Below are 14306 nucleotides of genomic sequence, written 5' to 3' on the forward strand. Positions count from 1 at the left end.
GCGGGAGGCAGCCCTGCCGTCGCCGTCCGGCGAACCAGGAGATGTACCGACACCACCACGAGAGGAGGCCCTGAGATGAGACAGCGCGACGACATGACGTTCCCGTTCGAGGAGTACCAGAGGCGCTTGACGGAGCTGCGCAGCCGCATGGCGGACCGGCTGCTGGACGCGGTGGTGATCACCGATCCCGAGAACCTCATGTACCTGACGGACTACCAGACCACGGGGTACTCGTTCTTCCAGGCCCTGGTGGTGCCGCTGGATCTCGAGCCCTTCATGATCACCCGTGCCATGGAGGAGTCCAACGTCCAGGCACGCACGTGGGTCGAGGTCACCCGGCCCTACCCGGACACGGGCGACGCGATCCAGAGCCTGGTCCAGGCCCTGAAGGAGTTCGGGCTGGACACCAAGGACGTCGGGTACGAGCGCAACAGCTACTTCTTCCCGGCCTACCACCAGGACTACATCCACACCGCGTTCAGCGAGGGGCGCCTCATCGACTGCTTCGGCATCGTCGAGGAGGGGCGGGTGACCAAGTCCGCCGCGGAGCTCGACATCATGGCCCGGGCCGCGCGCGCGACCGAGGCGGGGATGCAGGCGGGGATCGAGGCGTGCGCGGCAGGGGTGACGGAGAACGAGATCGGAGCCGAGATCTGCGCCGCCATGTTCCGTGCCGGGGGTGAGCCGCCGGCCGTCCTGCCGTACGTGGTCTCGGGACCGCGGAGCATGATCGGGCACGCGACCTGGGAAGGCCGCACCGTCCAGCCCGGCGAGCACGTGTTCATGGAGGTGGGCGGCTGCTACCGGCGCTATCACACGGCGATGATGCGCACCGTCGTCCTCGGCGAGCCGACGGAGTCGATGCTGGTCGCCCAGGAACGCATGAAGCTCGCGCTCAAGGAGGTCAAGTCCGCGATCCGGCCCGGGCTGACGGTCTCCGACGCGGACAACATCGTGCGCAACATCATCTCGGACAACAACGTGGGCGCCCGCCTCATCACGCGGTCGGGCTACTCGATCGGCATCGCCTTCCCGCCGAGCTGGGACGAGGGCTACATCCTGAGCCTCAACCAGGGCAACCCGATGATCCTGCGCGAGGGCATGACGTTCCACATCCTGCCGTGGATGTGGGGGGTGGACGGCGACAAGACGGTGGGCATCTCCGACACGATCCACGTGACGTCCCACGGCTGCGAGTCGTTCTACACGCTGCCCGAGAACTTCGTGTGGAAGCCGGAGCACGCGGTCTCTGCCGCGACCGCCGTCGTCCCGCGGCCGGGGGCGGTCACCGGCGACGGCCCCGCGACCGGCGCCGGGGACGACCTCGACGCCCCCACCCCGATCCGTCCCGACGTCGCCGGAATCGCGTGAGAAGGAGGTCCGCATGCTGACAGCGATCGATCCGACCACCGGCCGTGTCGTGGCCGAGATGGAGCCCGCCGGTCCCGAGCAGGTCGACGCGGTGCTGCAGGCGGCCCAGGATGCCTGGGGCGCCTGGCGCGACCTGGGCATCGAGCGGCGTGCCGAGGTGCTCGCCGCCGTCGGGGCCCACCTGCGAGAACACACCGACGAGCTCGCGCCGCTCATGACCGAGGAGATGGGCAAACCCATCACCGAGGCGCACGGCGAGGTCGCCAAGGCGGCGCTGTGCTTCGAGCACTACGCCGCGCACGCGGCCCGGTACCTGGCCGACGACGTGCTGGCCTCGGACGCCACCCGCAGCTACGTGCAGTACCTGCCGCTCGGCACGGTCCTGGGCGTGCTGCCCTGGAACGCGCCGTTCTGGCTGGCCGCGCGGTTCGCGGCACCGGCGCTCATGGCGGGCAACACGTGCGTGATGAAGCACGACCCGCACGTGCCCGGCTGCGGGCAGGCCATCGCGGACGCCCTGGCCGCCGCCGGCGTGCCCGCAGGGGTGTTCACGAACCTGCCGCTGGAGACGGCCGCGGTGGAGGGCGTGATCCGTGACCCGCGGGTGCAGGCGGTGTCGTTCACCGGCTCGGCGCGCGGGGGATCGGCCGTGGCGAGCGTCGCCGCGAGCGAGATCAAGCCGGTGGTCCTGGAGCTCGGCGGCAGCGATCCCTGCCTGGTGCTCGCCGACGCCGACCTGGACGCGGCTGCCGAGGTCATCACGCTGTCCCGGATCATCAACGCGGGACAGTCGTGCATCGCCGCCAAGCGGATCATCGTCGAGGCGCCGGTGTACGACCAGCTGGTGGAGAAGCTGCAGCGGCGGCTCGAGAAGCTGGTGGTGGGGGACCCCCGGGACCCCGGCACCCAGGTGGGGCCGATCGCCCGCGCGGACCTGCGCGAGAACCTGCACCGTCAGGTGACCGAGACGGTGGAGGCAGGTGCCAGGTTGCTGCTCGGGGGGACGATGCCGCCCGGGGAGGGGTTCTTCTACCCGGTCACGCTTCTCGCCGACGTCACCGGGTCGATGACGGCGTGCCGGGAGGAGACGTTCGGGCCCGTCATGGCGGTGATGAAGGCCGACGACGCCGACCACGCGCTCGCGATCGCCAACGACAGCGAGTACGGGCTGGCGGCCAGCGTGTGGTCGACGCCCGAGCGGGGCGAGGCGATGGCGTCGCGGATCGCCGCGGGCCAGGTCGCGGTCAACGGGATCGTGAAGACCGACCCGCGCCTGCCGAGCGGCGGGATCAAGCGCTCCGGCTACGGCCGCGAGCTGGGCCCGCACGGCATCCACGAGTTCGTCAACGCCCAGCAGGTCTGGGTGGGGCCCAAGCAGGAGTGATCCTTCCCGCCGGTCCGGGAGTGGAACGGCCGCACGGCGAGTGATCGGCGGTAACCTGCTCCCGGACCGAGCAAGTCGGAAATTTCAGGAGGGCCTTCCCATGACCGCCGAGGACGAGCTGACCGCCACGTTCCACGAGTTCGACACCGACGACGACGGCCACATCACCGTCGACGAGTTCCGCCAGGCCATGGGCGGTCGCGGCGAGGAGGTCACGAACGAGGACCTCACCTCGATCTTCGTGCACGCCGACGGTGACGGCGACGGCAAGATCAACCTGGCGGAGTTCACCCAGGCCTGGAACGCCTGAGCCGTCAGGGCCGCGCCGTGGCCGCGGCGTCCAGGCGGCGGCGGATCCGGGCCGCCGCCCGGGCAGGGTCGTCGGCCCGAGTGATCGCGCGCACGACCACCACCCGCCGCGCGCCCGCCTCCAGGACCTGGTCCAGGCGGCCGTGCCCGGTACCCCCGTCGCCGGCGTCGATCCCGCCGATCGCGAACCACGGGGTCACCGGCGCGCGAGCCGCGACCTCACGCAGCAGGTCCAGGCCGACGGCCGGGCGGCCCGGCTTCGTCGGGGTGGCCCACAGCGGCCCCACGCAGAAGTAGTCGACGCGTTCGTCGGCCTCGGCAGCCATGGCCTCGCCGAACGCATGCGTGGAACGGCCCAGGACCGGCCCGTCGCCCAGAAGCGTGCGCACGTCGCCCGGGGCGAGGTCGTCCTGGCCCATGTGCACCACGGGCGCACCGGCCAGGCCCGCGATGTCCGCCCGGTCGTTGACCGCCCACAACGCCCCGTGCCGCGCCGCCACCCGCGCCACGAGCGCGTGCAGCTCCAGCTCCCGAGCGGCGTCCAGGGACTTGTCCCGCAGCTGCACGACGTCGACCCCGCCCTCCAGCGCCCGGTGCAGGAACGGTTCGAGGTCGCCCGTCGCCTCTCGGGCGTCGGTACACAGGTAGAGGCGGGCATCGGCGAGCCGGGCGCGGACGTCGGAGGCGGTCACGCCAGCCGAGTGTAGAGGCCTCCGCCGACAGGGAACGTCCGGCGTGGACGCGGACCGACCATCTCCCCGGGGCAGCTATGGTGGTGCCGTGCACGGGAGCCCCGTTCGGGGCTGAGAGGGCGAATGGCGCCGACCGTCGAACCTGATCCGGGTCATGCCGGCGAAGGGAGCAAGGAAGAGTGGAACACGTGCGTGCGGGCGAGCCCGCAGCGATCGTCGTCGTCGGCGCGGGCATCATCGGGCTGACCGCCGCATGGCGGGCGCTCCTGGCCGGGGCGTCCGTCACCGTCCTCGACCCGGCGCCCGGCGACGGCGCCACCCACGCCGCGGCCGGGATGCTCGGCCCCGTCATGGAGGCGGAGTTCGGCGAGGAACGCCTCGCACGGACCGGCGCCCGGTCCGTGCGCCTCTGGCCGGGTTTCGCGGCCGAGCTCGAACAGGCCGCCCGGCTCGCCCCCGGGACGCTCGGGCTCGACACCCGCGGAACGCTCGCCGTCGCGTACGACGCCGACGACGCCGCCGCGCTCCGCCGCCGCCTCACCCTGCACCGCACGCTCGGCCTGGAGTCCGAGGAGATCTCCCCGGCCCAGGCGCGGGACCGGGAACCAGCCCTCGGCCCCCGGGTCGCGGGCGCCGCCTGGATACCCGGCGACCACCAGGTCGACCCCCGGGCGGTGCACCGTGCCCTGCTCGACGTGGTCCGGGCTCATCCGCGAGCCCACCTGGCCGAGCGCACCGCCACGGCACTGACCTGGAACGACGGGACCGTGAGCGGCGTCCTCGACGACACCGGGACACGCTGGGGGACCGCGGGCGGGGACGGCCGGAGCCCCTCCCGCACCGTCGTCCTCGCGGCCGGGCACGCCAGCGCCACGCTCTACCCGGGCGCCCCGACCCGCGCGGTCCCCGGCACCACCCTGCGGCTCGACGCCGACGCCACCGCCGGCCCGTCCACCGTGGTGCGCGGCACCGTCCAGGGCAGGCCCGTCTACGTGGTACCGCGGCGCGCACGGCCCGACGGCCGCCGGGAGATCGTCGTCGGCGCCACCTCCGACGAGCGCGCCGCCACCACCCGGACCCGCGCGGGCGACGTGTTCGCCCTGCTGCGCGACGCCCGAGCCCTCCTGCCCGCACTCGACGAGGCCGACCTCGTCGAGACCACCACCCGCTCGCGCCCCGGAACCCCGGACAACACCCCGCTGCTGGGGCGGGCCGCACCCGGACTCGTCCTGGCCACCGGCCACTACCGCGGCGGCATCCTCCTCGCCCCGCACACCGCCGCCACCCTGGACACGCTCCTGACGACGGTCCCGGGCGCCACGGCCGGGGAACCCGCCGACCCACCGCACGGCCCCGACACCCAGGAGTCACCATGCCCGACGAACTGACCGACGAGACGACCGGTGAACCGGCCGTCGTCAACGGCGAGCCCTACCCGCTCCGCGGACCGGTCCCCGTGACCGACCTCGTCGCACGGCTCGTACCCGCCGCGATCGTCGACGGCGTGCCCCGCGGCGTCGCCGTCGCCGTGGACGACGCCGTCGTGCCCCGCGGGGCCTGGGACCGCACCGAGATCCGGCCCGGGATGCGCGTCGAGGTCGTCACGGCCGTACAAGGAGGATGAGAGCAATGCCGACGGCGACCACGCCCGCGAACGGCGACACGCCCCTGACCATCGCCGGGACCCCGCTCGGCTCACGGCTCGTCATGGGCACCGGAGGCGCCGCGAGCCTCCTGGCGCTCGCGGACGCGCTGACGGCCTCGGGCACGGAACTGACCACCGTCGCGATGCGGCGGGTGGCGCGCCCCGAGCCCAGGACGGGCCAGGACGCGCGGGCGGAGGGCGGCGACACCTCGGTCTGGGCCATGCTGGAGCGTCTCGGCATCCGCGCCCTGCCCAACACGGCCGGCTGCTTCACCGTGCGCGAGGCCGTGCTCACGGCGCAGCTCGCCCGTGAGGCGTGCGGCACGGACTGGGTCAAGCTGGAGGTCATCGCCGACGACACCACCCTCCTGCCCGACCCCGCCGGAACCGTCGAGGCCGCGCGGATCCTCGTGCGGGACGGCTTCACCGTCCTGCCCTACACCAACGACGACCCGGTCACCGCCCGCCACCTGGCCGACGCCGGCTGCGCCGCGGTCATGCCCCTCGGCTCGCCGATCGGGTCCGGGCTCGGGATCGCCAACCCGCGCAACATCGAGGCCATCGCCGCGGCCTCGCCCGTGCCCGTGATCCTCGACGCCGGGATCGGGACCGCGTCCGACGCGGCGCTCGCGATGGAGCTCGGCTGTGCCGGTGTCCTGCTCGCCACCGCGGTGACGCGCGCGGCGGACCCGGTACGGATGGCGCGCGCGATGCGGCTCGCGGTCGAGGCCGGGTACGACGCCGCCCGCGCGGGCCGCATGCCCCGTCGGGAGGGGGCCCTCGCGTCCTCGCCCACCGACGGCCGGGTCGCGGTCGGCGGCGCCCCCGCCCCGGGAGCGCGCGACAACCTGGACCTGGCCCTGTGACCGGGACCGCCGGGCTCGGCCCGCTCGTGGACCCCGGCCCCGACCTCGGCCGTGCCGAGCTGGCGCGGTACGCACGGCAGCTGGCGCTGCCCGGGATCGGGGCCGACGGGCAGCGCCGGCTGCGTGCCGCGCGCGTGCTGCTCGTGGGCGCGGGCGGGCTCGGCAGCCCCGCCCTGCTGTACCTCGCGGCGGCGGGCGTGGGGACGCTCGGCGTCGTCGACGACGACGTGGTCGAGACCTCGAACCTGCAGCGCCAGGTGATCCACGGCGAGAGCGACGTGGGCCGGCCCAAGACGGCGTCCGCCGCCGCCGCGGTGCGCGAGATCAACCCGCACGTGGACGTCGTCGAGCACGGCGTCCGCCTCACCCCCGGCAACGCCCTGGACGTCCTGGCGGGCTACGACCTCGTGCTGGACGGGTCGGACGCGTTCGCCACCCGCTACCTCGTCTCCGACGCCGCGGAGATCCTGGGCCTGCCGTGCGTGTGGGGCGCGCTGCACCGGTTCACCGGCCAGGTCTCCACGTTCTGGGCGGCGCCCCGGGCCCGGGACGGAGACGAGCCCCGGGGGGTGACCTACCGCGACCTGTTCCCCGTCCCGCCGCCCCCCGGCGCGTCGCCCGACTGCGCGACCGCCGGGGTGCTGGGCGCCGTGTGCGGCACCATCGGCACGACGATGGCGACCGAGGCGATCAAGCTGATCACCGGCGCCGGGCGCACCCTGCTCGGGCGCCTCGCCGTGCACGACGCGCTGCAGGGCACGTGGCGCACACTCACGGTGCACCCCGACCCGGACCGCGAGCCGGTCACGGAGCTCCTGAGCGGCCCCGGCGACGCCGCCGGCACGGACCCGTACGCCGTGTTCTGCGGCATCGGAGGCACCGGGCAGCACCCGGCCGGGCTCTCGGCGGCGGAGCTGGCCGCCGAACGCGACCGGGGCGCCGCGCCGCTCGTGCTCGACGTGCGCGAGGCCTGGGAGGTCGCCGCCGACCCGTTCCCCGGCGCGCGGACGGTCCCGTCGGGTGCCTTCACCGGTCCCGAGGCCGGCCGCGTCGTGTCCGACGTCGCCGGCTGGGCGGGCGGCGGCGTCGTGCACGTGCTGTGCGCGTCCGGCGTCCGCTCCGCCCGGGTCGCGGAGGAGCTCGGCCGGGCAGGGATCGAGGCGCGGTCCGTCGCGGGCGGCACGACGGGGACGGGGCGCCGCTAGCCGGCCGGCGGGAACGGCGGCGGGGCGAGCCGCACCGCGGGGGTGAGGAGCTCCGGGTCGGTGAACGTCGGCAGCCCGTCGGTGTACACCAGGCGGCAGCGGGGCGTCGTGTGCCGCACGCCCAGGCGCGCCAGGTCCTGGGACGTGAGCGCCGGGGCGGCCGAGACGCAGGCCTGCTCCAGCATCGCGTGCTCGCCCTTGTCCAGCGCCCGGGAGATCGTGACCCCGTGCTCCTGCACCAGCAGGAGACGCCCGTGCGCGGCATGCACGGTGAGAGGCCCGGGGTCGTCCGCGGCGGCCCGCAGGTTCGTGGCCATCGTCCCGACCCGCACTCCGGAGTGGATGTCGAACAACGCCAGCCGGGTGCCCTCGTTGCGCACCAGCAGTCCCGGCTCGGCCAGCACCGCCAGGACGTCACCGAGGGAACCCGGGGACAGCACGGGCAGGAGCGGGCCGACCTCGGCCACCGCGCCCATGCGGACGGAGCCGTCCTCCGCGAGCGTGACCAGCCGCGGCGGGGCGTCCTCACCCTCCCAGAGCGCGGGGACCAGCTGCACCTGCGCCATCGCACCGCCGCGCACGTCCCAGGAGGGGACGGGGCTGGTGAGGTCGAGCACGCGCAGGGACCGGCCGCGCGGGGCGACGGCGAGCCAGTGGCCGTCGTCGGACACCGAGACACGGCCCGGTTCGTCCCACGGAGGCGCGATCGGGTCACCGATCCCGAGCTCGTCGGGCACGTAGCGGGGCACCGTGGACAGGTCCGGGTCCATGAGATAGACGCCCCCCGTGGAGTCCACCAGCACCAGGTGGTCGGGGGTTCGCCGGGCCCCGACCAGCACCGGGCAGGTCTCGTCGGGGTCGTCGAGCGGCCGGGGCAGACAGCCCTCCGTGTCCCACGTGGTGTACGCGGCATGGGCGCCGCGCAGCAGGCCGCGGAAATCCGGCAGCGGCCGCGCCGGCGGGTCCAGCGCGCCGTCCGGGCCGGGCCGCATCCCGTCGGTGGCGGCGATCCAGGCACGGCCGTCCGGCGCGAGGAGCAGCAGGTCGCCGTCCTCGCGCGGCACGGCGCCGGACCCCGCGGCCGACGGGGTCAGCCAGACCGGCAGCAGGCGCTCGCCGCCGGCCAGGCCGGGGACGTCCACGGTGCCCTTCTCGTGGACCTGGACCGTGCCGTCCGGCCAGGACAGGGCCGTCGTGGCCGCGTGCTCCGGAAGCCGGTCCCCGGATCGGGAGGCGACCACGGGTGCCGCGGCCGGGTCCTGGACGACTCCCGGCGGGAGGTCGATGTCGCTGCTCTCCCGGGTGGTGCGCCACAGGGAGAGCTTCTCGCCGTCGGCGGCGACGACGCGGTCCTCGGGCGCGAGCACCGCGACGGCGTCCGGGGCGGCCCCGGTCAGGTGCCAGGTCCGGGTCCGGGGCCAGAGCATGTCCCGCGGAGCGGTACAGGCGACCATCCCGCCGTCGGTCCGCACGAGCGCGCGGGGGCCGGAGTCGTCGACGGCGGCGATCTGCGGGTGCCCCCAGCCGTGGGGGACCGGGCACGACATGGTGGCCGGCCGGTCCTCACCGGGCCTCGTGGCCGGGTGGTGCAGCGTCACGCGCGTCATGGAGCCCGTGCCGGTCAGTTCCGCCCAGGTGGTCAGCGACGGAGCCGGGACGGTGTTCGCGAGAGTGGCGGCGGCGGAGTCGGCGGGCCCGGCCGCGGGCCCGCCCGGAGCCGGCGCGAGCGTGTCGAGCTCCAGCGTGCGGGACTTGCCGGTACGCGGATCCGCGAGGACGACCCGGCCCGTGTCGTCGGCGTGCAGCGCGGCGGCCGCGACGCCCACCGTGACGGCGCGGACGGGTGCGCGCGGGCCGTCGTCCGCGTCGCAGCGAGAGGTGGGGCTGTCGAAGAAGGCGTGGGTGCGCGCGGCCACCTCGCGCAGGCCGAGATCGCCGTCCGGGCCGGTCAGCGCGATGCTCAGGAGCTGGCGGTTCTTCCCGCCGGGGCAGGGTCCGCGGGTCTCGTAGGCGACCAGCAGGGTGTCCCCGGCGGGGGTGACCGCGACACCGGTGGGGTCCAGGCGCTCGTCGTCCCTCACGTCCAGGACCGGACGGTACAGGCGCGCCAGCTCGCCGTCGCCGGCCAGGGGGCCGTCGCCGTCCGGGAAGCGACCGAGGATGACCCCGGCGGCGTCGATCGCCGCGACGACCCGCCCGTCCTGGCTGCCCGCGACCGCGGTGCTCCCCGGGGGAAGCTGGGGCTCGGGAAGCGTGACGCTCGCGCCGGGCAGGATCTCGGGGTCGCCGTCGTCGGGGTTCCAGCGCAGCAGCCCGCCGGTCGCCGTCCGTCCGACCGCGCCCGTGCCGGTGGGGGCGAGGGCGGTCACGCCGGGGGTGTCGACCGTCCGGAGCAGGTGCTGGTCGTCGTGCGAGGTGTCGAGCGTGGCGGTGAGGAAGGCGTGCCGGGTCTGCGTCCCCGGCGCCCGGTGATACGCCTCCGCGGCGAGATACTGGGCGAGGTCGGGATCCTCGGCGCGGTCGGCATGGGAGGCGGCGGCGAGCAGATAGGCGTCGCTCTCGTACGACGCCGCCGCCTCCTGCTCGGCGGAGTGCCCGGCCAGGGCGCCGTTCACCACGGAGAGCGCGAGCAGCACCGACAGCGCCGCGGTGAGGGCCCGGGTACGGCGGTTGATCCGGCGCTGGGCGGTGATGTGGGCACTGAGCACGTCCTCCTTGGCCACCTGGCGCAGCGGCGCGGCGAGCTCGGCGAGGGCGTTGGGCAGCTCCGGGTGGTTGGTCCGGCCGGGCTCCCGGCGCGGGCCGCGCAGATCGACCCACCGGGGCTCGCGGTCGAGATGTTCGATCAGGGCGGGGGGAAGGGCGGTGGTGGCCTCGGCGTCGATCCGGCCGGCCTGATGGTCGAAGACGATCTCACCGTTGGTCAGAGCGATGTAGACGGTGTGGATGCTGCGCTCGGCGAGCCACCAGCGCACCTCCTTGTCGACCCATTCGGACGCGGCGGCGCCGGGCGAGGCGAACACGATGAGCCGGTCGGAGGCGGCCAGGCAGTTCTTGATCTCCAGCCACAGGTGGGGATGCGCGGCCAGGCCGGAGCGGTCCACGAAGAGCCGCAGGTCACGATCGTCCGACGGGCCGGCCGCGCCTTTGCCGAAGCCGCGCAGCATCGCCTGGACCCGGGGCACGAAGTCGCCCTCGGCGCTGCGGCTGTAGGAGAGGAAGGCGTCGTACCGCCGGCGGTACGGCCGGGTGGGCGGGGTGGCTGGGGCGTGGTCCGGCATCGAGCTCCCTCGGTCGATCGCAAACAGGATATAAGGGAAAAGGGCCGATGTGCTGGTGGGAGCGGCGGCGCGGCGGGACGCACTTGTGAACGGACTGGTCCCCCCGCGCGTTAGATCCCCGTAAGGACCGCATAACGAGGCTGTAAGAGGCATTCTGGCTCCCTGGGCCTTAGCGTCGGTGGCATGAAGATCACCCGGAGCCGTCGCGTCGCGGCCGTTGCCCTGTCCGCCCTGACCGCCGCCACCCTGCTGGCCGGCTGCAATGATTCCCAGCCCGCCGACGAGGACACCTCGCCGTCGAGCACGGAGGAGATGTCCGACAGCGGGACGTCGGACGAGATGTCGGATGACGAGATGTCGGACGACGAGATGTCCGACGACGAGATGTCCGACGACATGGAGAGCGAGAGCTCCATGGACGACGAGAGCTCCATGGACGACGAGAGCCCGATGGACGACGAGAGCCCGATGGACGACGAGAGCCCCATGGACGACGAGTCCATGGACGGCGACAGCTGACCCGGCTCCTCCCGTTGACCGGGCGCGGGTGGTCGCCGGCGGCACGCACGCCGTCGCGGCGACCACCCCGCCGTGCGACGATGCCCGTGTGAATGCCATCCCCGAGCAGGGCAGGGTGGAGCAGCGCAGGGTAGGGCTCGGGCCCAAGGTCCTGACCTTCAGCGGCGTCGCGATCCTGCTGATCGCCGTCGCGGCGGGCCTCGTCGCCGCCATGCTGTTCGTCCGGGTGGTCCCGGCCGGCCTCGTGACGGCGTCGGGCCAGCCGGGGCCGAAGGCGCTCGCCGCGGTGAGCGTGCCGGGCTCGGTCACCGTGCACCTGCCGGAGGACGGCGTCTACGCGGTCTGGGAGGTCGGCCCGGATCCCACCTCCCAGGGCATGTCCGCCCAGGACGTCACCGTCGTCGACGCCGCCGGGGCCACGATCGGGGTGGACCCGCCGCCGATGTCCGGCAGCGTCGACGCGGGGGGCCTCCACGGCCGCCTGCTCGCGCAGTTCGAGGGTGAGGCCGGGGTGGCCCTGCTCCTCGCGGGAGACCCGGGCGTGCCGGACGGCACCTATCTGGTCCTCGCGAGAGGCCAGGAGCTCCCCGGATTCGCCGGGACCCTCGGCGCGACCGTCGCGGCCTGGTTCGTGGCCGTCGGCGGCGGGATGCTCGGCGTCCTCATGATCGTCGGCGGCATCGTCTGGTGGGTCCTGCGCCGGCAGGGAACCGGGCGTGCCGGACAGGCCCAGCATCTGCCGCCCGCGTGATGCCGTGTCCCACGGTGGCGGTGCCGCCTCCTGCCCGTAACCTGAACGGATGGACTCACCGGAGGCTCTCGCGGCCGCGCTGCGGGAGGCGGGCTACCTCGCCGACGAGGAACTCGCCACCGTCGCGCACCTTGCCCGGGCGATGGAGCGCCCGCTGCTCCTGGAAGGCGAGCCGGGTACCGGCAAGACCGCCCTGGCCGAAGCGCTGGCCCAGGTCACCGACGCGCCCCTGATCCGCCTGCAGTGCTACGAGGGGATCGACGCCACCCAGGCGCTGTACGACTGGGACTTCGGCCGCCAGATCCTGCACCTGCGCACGCTGGAGGCGGCCGCGGCGTCGTCGGACACGAACGCGCTGGAGATCGAGACCACCGAACGTTCGCTGTTCGACGAGCGCTTCCTCCTGGCCCGGCCGGTGCTGCAGGCGTTGCGGACCACACCGTCCGTGCTGCTCGTGGACGAGATCGACCGTGCCGACGACGAGTTCGAGGCGTTCCTCCTGGAGGTCCTGTCCGGCTGGACGGTCACCATCCCCGAGCTCGGCACGATCCGCGCGAGAACTCCACCCACCGTCGTGCTCACGTCCAACCGCACCCGCGAGCTCCACGACGCGCTCAAGCGGCGCTGCCTCTACCACTGGATCGACCATCCGGGCCTGGAGCGTGAGGTGGCGATCGTGCGGAGCCGCCTGCCCGAGGTCGCCGAGACCCTGGCGCGTCAGGTCGCCGGGTGCGTGCAGCGGCTGCGCGGCGAGCCGCTGCTCAAGCCACCGGGCGTCGCCGAGACGCTCGACTGGGCCCGCGCGCTGGAGCGGCTGGGTGCCGAGACCCTCGACCTCGACGCCGCGTCACGCACGCTCGGCGCGGTGGTCAAGTACCGCGAAGACACGATCCGCGCCCGCGAGGCGCTGACCCGGATCCTGGCGGCCTGAGATGTCCGGCGGCGAGCGGGTGCTGCTCGGGTTCGCCCGCGCGCTGCGCGCCGCCGGGGTGGGGGTGACGCACGATCGTGCCACCGCGTTCCTTCAGGCCACGACCGTGCTGGGCGCGGGCAGCGCCGTGGCCACCTACCGAGCAGGCCGGGCCACGCTGTGCGGCGGGCCGGAGGACCTGGCGCGGTTCGACCAGGTGTTCGCCGCGTGGTTCGGCGCGGCAGTCACCGGACTGCCGGTGCCGCGCGGCGGCCCGGGCGCGTCCACGGGCGTCGCGGAGGTCTCGGAACGCACCACCACCGCCTCCGCGGACACCGAACCCTCCACCGCCGTCCTGCCGTCCGGCCGCGACGCGCCGCCGCCCGGCACGGTGCCCCCGCGGCGTGTGGAGCGGCCCGACGTCGTCCCCGTGCTGGCCGACGACCGCGAGGTGCTGCGCCACCGCGACGTCGCCGAACTGACCGGGGCGGAGCGTCGTGTCCTCGCCGCGCAGATCGCCGCCCTGCGCCCGCGTCCGCCGCTGCGCCGCGCGGCCCGTGCCCAGCCGTGGCGCCGCGGCCGCCCGGACCTGCACCGCACGCTGCGCGCGTCCCTGCGCCGCGCGGGCGAGCCGGCCCGGGTCGAGCGGCGCCGCCGGGCCCGGACCCCGCGCCGCGTGGTGCTGCTGGTCGACGTCTCGGGTTCCATGCGTCCGTACGCGGAGGCGCTGCTGCGGCTCGCGCACGCCGTCGTACGGTCCGCCGCCCCTGCGGGAGCGCGCCTGGTGCGGACCCGTTTCCGTGCCGAGGTGTTCACCCTCGGCACGCGCCTGACCCGCGTCACGGAGGCCCTGCGGGCTCCCGACCCGGAACGTGCGCTGGCGCGCGCCGGTGACCTCGTCCCCGACTGGGCGGGGGGCACGCGACTCGCCGACTCCCTGGCGACGCTGATGAACCGTCACGGCGCGCGGCTGCGCGGGGCCGTGGTCGTCATCTGCAGCGACGGGTGGGAGCGGGGCGATCCGGCGGAGCTGGCCGAGCGCGCGGCCCGGCTGCGCAGGCTGGCCCACGCGGTCGTCTGGATCAACCCGCACCGCGGCAAGGACGGCTACCGGCCCGTCCAGTCGGGGATCGTCGCCGTGCTGCCGTGGGTGGACCACTTCCTTGCGGGGCATTCACTGGGTACGTTCGAAGAAGCACTGGAGGTGATCGCGCGTGCGTGACGTGCTGGAGGAGTTGTTGGAGTGGTGGCGTCGGGGTGTGCCGGTGGGGATGGCGACGGTGGTGGCGACGTTTCGGTCGGCGCCGCGTGCGCCGGGGGCGGCGATGTTGGTGGGGCCGGGCTCGGGTGAGGGCTGTCTCTTATACACATCT

The 14306-nt window shown here is 74.6% G+C and carries 14 protein-coding genes and 1 riboswitch; of the genes, 12 read left to right on the forward strand and 2 right to left on the reverse strand.

The window, feature by feature from the left end; translation table 11 throughout:
- Positions 1-75 precede the first annotated feature (75 nt).
- Genes doeA through HGK34_RS18675 form a run of 3 tightly spaced genes read left to right on the forward strand, consistent with a single transcriptional unit; the run spans position 76 to position 3065 of the window.
- Positions 76-1371 carry an ectoine hydrolase gene (doeA, locus tag HGK34_RS18665; protein ID WP_201850195.1) on the forward strand — a complete coding sequence of 432 codons (1296 nt, stop codon included), beginning with the start codon at positions 76-78 and terminating at the stop codon, positions 1369-1371.
- Positions 1372-1384: 13 nt separating this feature from the next.
- Positions 1385-2755 (forward strand): NAD-dependent succinate-semialdehyde dehydrogenase, encoded by a 1371-nt coding sequence (locus HGK34_RS18670; protein WP_201850197.1) that lies wholly within the window; start codon positions 1385-1387, stop codon positions 2753-2755.
- 40 nt (positions 2756-2795) lie between these two features.
- The gene (locus tag HGK34_RS18675) at positions 2796-3065 is read left to right on the forward strand and encodes an EF-hand domain-containing protein (RefSeq protein ID WP_307816095.1); all 270 of its coding nucleotides are present in this window, start codon (positions 2796-2798) and stop codon (positions 3063-3065) included.
- A gap of 4 nt (positions 3066-3069) precedes the next feature.
- Here the strand turns inward: HGK34_RS18675 and thiE are convergent, their stop codons facing one another.
- On the reverse strand, positions 3070-3756 hold the full coding sequence (gene thiE / locus HGK34_RS18680; RefSeq protein ID WP_201850201.1) for a thiamine phosphate synthase: 687 nt from the start codon (positions 3754-3756) through the stop codon (positions 3070-3072).
- A gap of 82 nt (positions 3757-3838) precedes the next feature.
- A riboswitch (TPP riboswitch) is annotated at positions 3839-3942 on the forward strand.
- Between thiE and thiO the strand changes: the two genes are divergently transcribed.
- From thiO to HGK34_RS18700, 4 genes are all read left to right on the forward strand, one after another.
- Positions 3936-5144 (forward strand): glycine oxidase ThiO, encoded by a 1209-nt coding sequence (gene thiO / locus HGK34_RS18685; protein ID WP_307816096.1) that lies wholly within the window; start codon positions 3936-3938, stop codon positions 5142-5144. Its footprint overlaps the riboswitch before it by 7 nt.
- A complete protein-coding gene (thiS, locus tag HGK34_RS18690; protein ID WP_201850203.1) occupies positions 5129-5380 on the forward strand; it encodes a sulfur carrier protein ThiS in 252 nt (83 codons plus the stop codon). Before thiO ends, thiS begins: the two co-directional genes overlap by 16 nt.
- Positions 5381-5385: 5 nt before the next feature.
- Positions 5386-6267 (forward strand): thiazole synthase, encoded by an 882-nt coding sequence (locus HGK34_RS18695; RefSeq protein ID WP_201850205.1) that lies wholly within the window; start codon positions 5386-5388, stop codon positions 6265-6267.
- Positions 6264-7472: a ThiF family adenylyltransferase gene (locus tag HGK34_RS18700; protein WP_201850207.1), complete on the forward strand. Its 1209-nt coding sequence runs from the start codon at positions 6264-6266 to the stop codon at positions 7470-7472. The genes HGK34_RS18695 and HGK34_RS18700 overlap by 4 nt, the downstream gene beginning before the upstream one ends.
- Here HGK34_RS18700 and HGK34_RS18705 read toward each other — a convergent pair.
- A complete protein-coding gene (locus tag HGK34_RS18705) occupies positions 7469-10753 on the reverse strand; it encodes a TIR domain-containing protein (protein WP_201850209.1) in 3285 nt (1094 codons plus the stop codon). The genes HGK34_RS18700 and HGK34_RS18705 overlap by 4 nt on opposite strands.
- Positions 10754-10936: 183 nt before the next feature.
- Here HGK34_RS18705 and HGK34_RS18710 point away from each other — a divergent pair, with 183 nt between their 5' ends.
- From HGK34_RS18710 to HGK34_RS18730, 5 genes are all read left to right on the forward strand, one after another.
- Complete coding sequence (locus HGK34_RS18710; RefSeq protein ID WP_201850211.1) at positions 10937-11272, forward strand: hypothetical protein; 336 nt, start codon at positions 10937-10939, stop codon at positions 11270-11272.
- Positions 11273-11360: 88 nt separating this feature from the next.
- Positions 11361-12023, forward strand: coding sequence for a hypothetical protein (locus HGK34_RS18715; RefSeq protein ID WP_201850214.1), 663 nt, complete (start codon positions 11361-11363; stop codon positions 12021-12023).
- Between the two features lie 49 nt (positions 12024-12072).
- Positions 12073-12954: an AAA family ATPase gene (locus HGK34_RS18720; protein ID WP_201850216.1), complete on the forward strand. Its 882-nt coding sequence runs from the start codon at positions 12073-12075 to the stop codon at positions 12952-12954.
- Position 12955: 1 nt separating this feature from the next.
- Entirely contained in the window at positions 12956-14155 is a 1200-nt protein-coding gene (locus tag HGK34_RS18725) for a vWA domain-containing protein (RefSeq protein ID WP_201850218.1), read from the forward strand.
- A gap of 1 nt (position 14156) precedes the next feature.
- Positions 14157-14306, forward strand: a 150-nt coding sequence (locus HGK34_RS18730; protein WP_372433146.1) for an XdhC family protein, incomplete at its 3' end; no start/stop codon positions are given.

This window comes from Myceligenerans indicum, assembly GCF_016742955.1.
Lineage (GTDB): Bacteria > Actinomycetota > Actinomycetes > Actinomycetales > Cellulomonadaceae > Myceligenerans > Myceligenerans indicum.

Coding starts and splice junctions, on each gene's coding strand:
- HGK34_RS18710 (WP_201850211.1), top strand. CDS start 10,937: ATGAAGATCACCCGGAGCCGTCGCGTCGCGGCCGTTGCCCTGTCCGCC.
- HGK34_RS18695 (WP_201850205.1), top strand. CDS start 5,386: ATGCCGACGGCGACCACGCCCGCGAACGGCGACACGCCCCTGACCATC.
- HGK34_RS18720 (WP_201850216.1), top strand. CDS start 12,073: ATGGACTCACCGGAGGCTCTCGCGGCCGCGCTGCGGGAGGCGGGCTAC.
- HGK34_RS18670 (WP_201850197.1), top strand. CDS start 1,385: ATGCTGACAGCGATCGATCCGACCACCGGCCGTGTCGTGGCCGAGATG.
- HGK34_RS18725 (WP_201850218.1), top strand. CDS start 12,956: ATGTCCGGCGGCGAGCGGGTGCTGCTCGGGTTCGCCCGCGCGCTGCGC.
- HGK34_RS18705 (WP_201850209.1), bottom strand. CDS start 10,753: ATGCCGGACCACGCCCCAGCCACCCCGCCCACCCGGCCGTACCGCCGG.
- doeA (WP_201850195.1), top strand. CDS start 76: ATGAGACAGCGCGACGACATGACGTTCCCGTTCGAGGAGTACCAGAGG.
- thiS (WP_201850203.1), top strand. CDS start 5,129: ATGCCCGACGAACTGACCGACGAGACGACCGGTGAACCGGCCGTCGTC.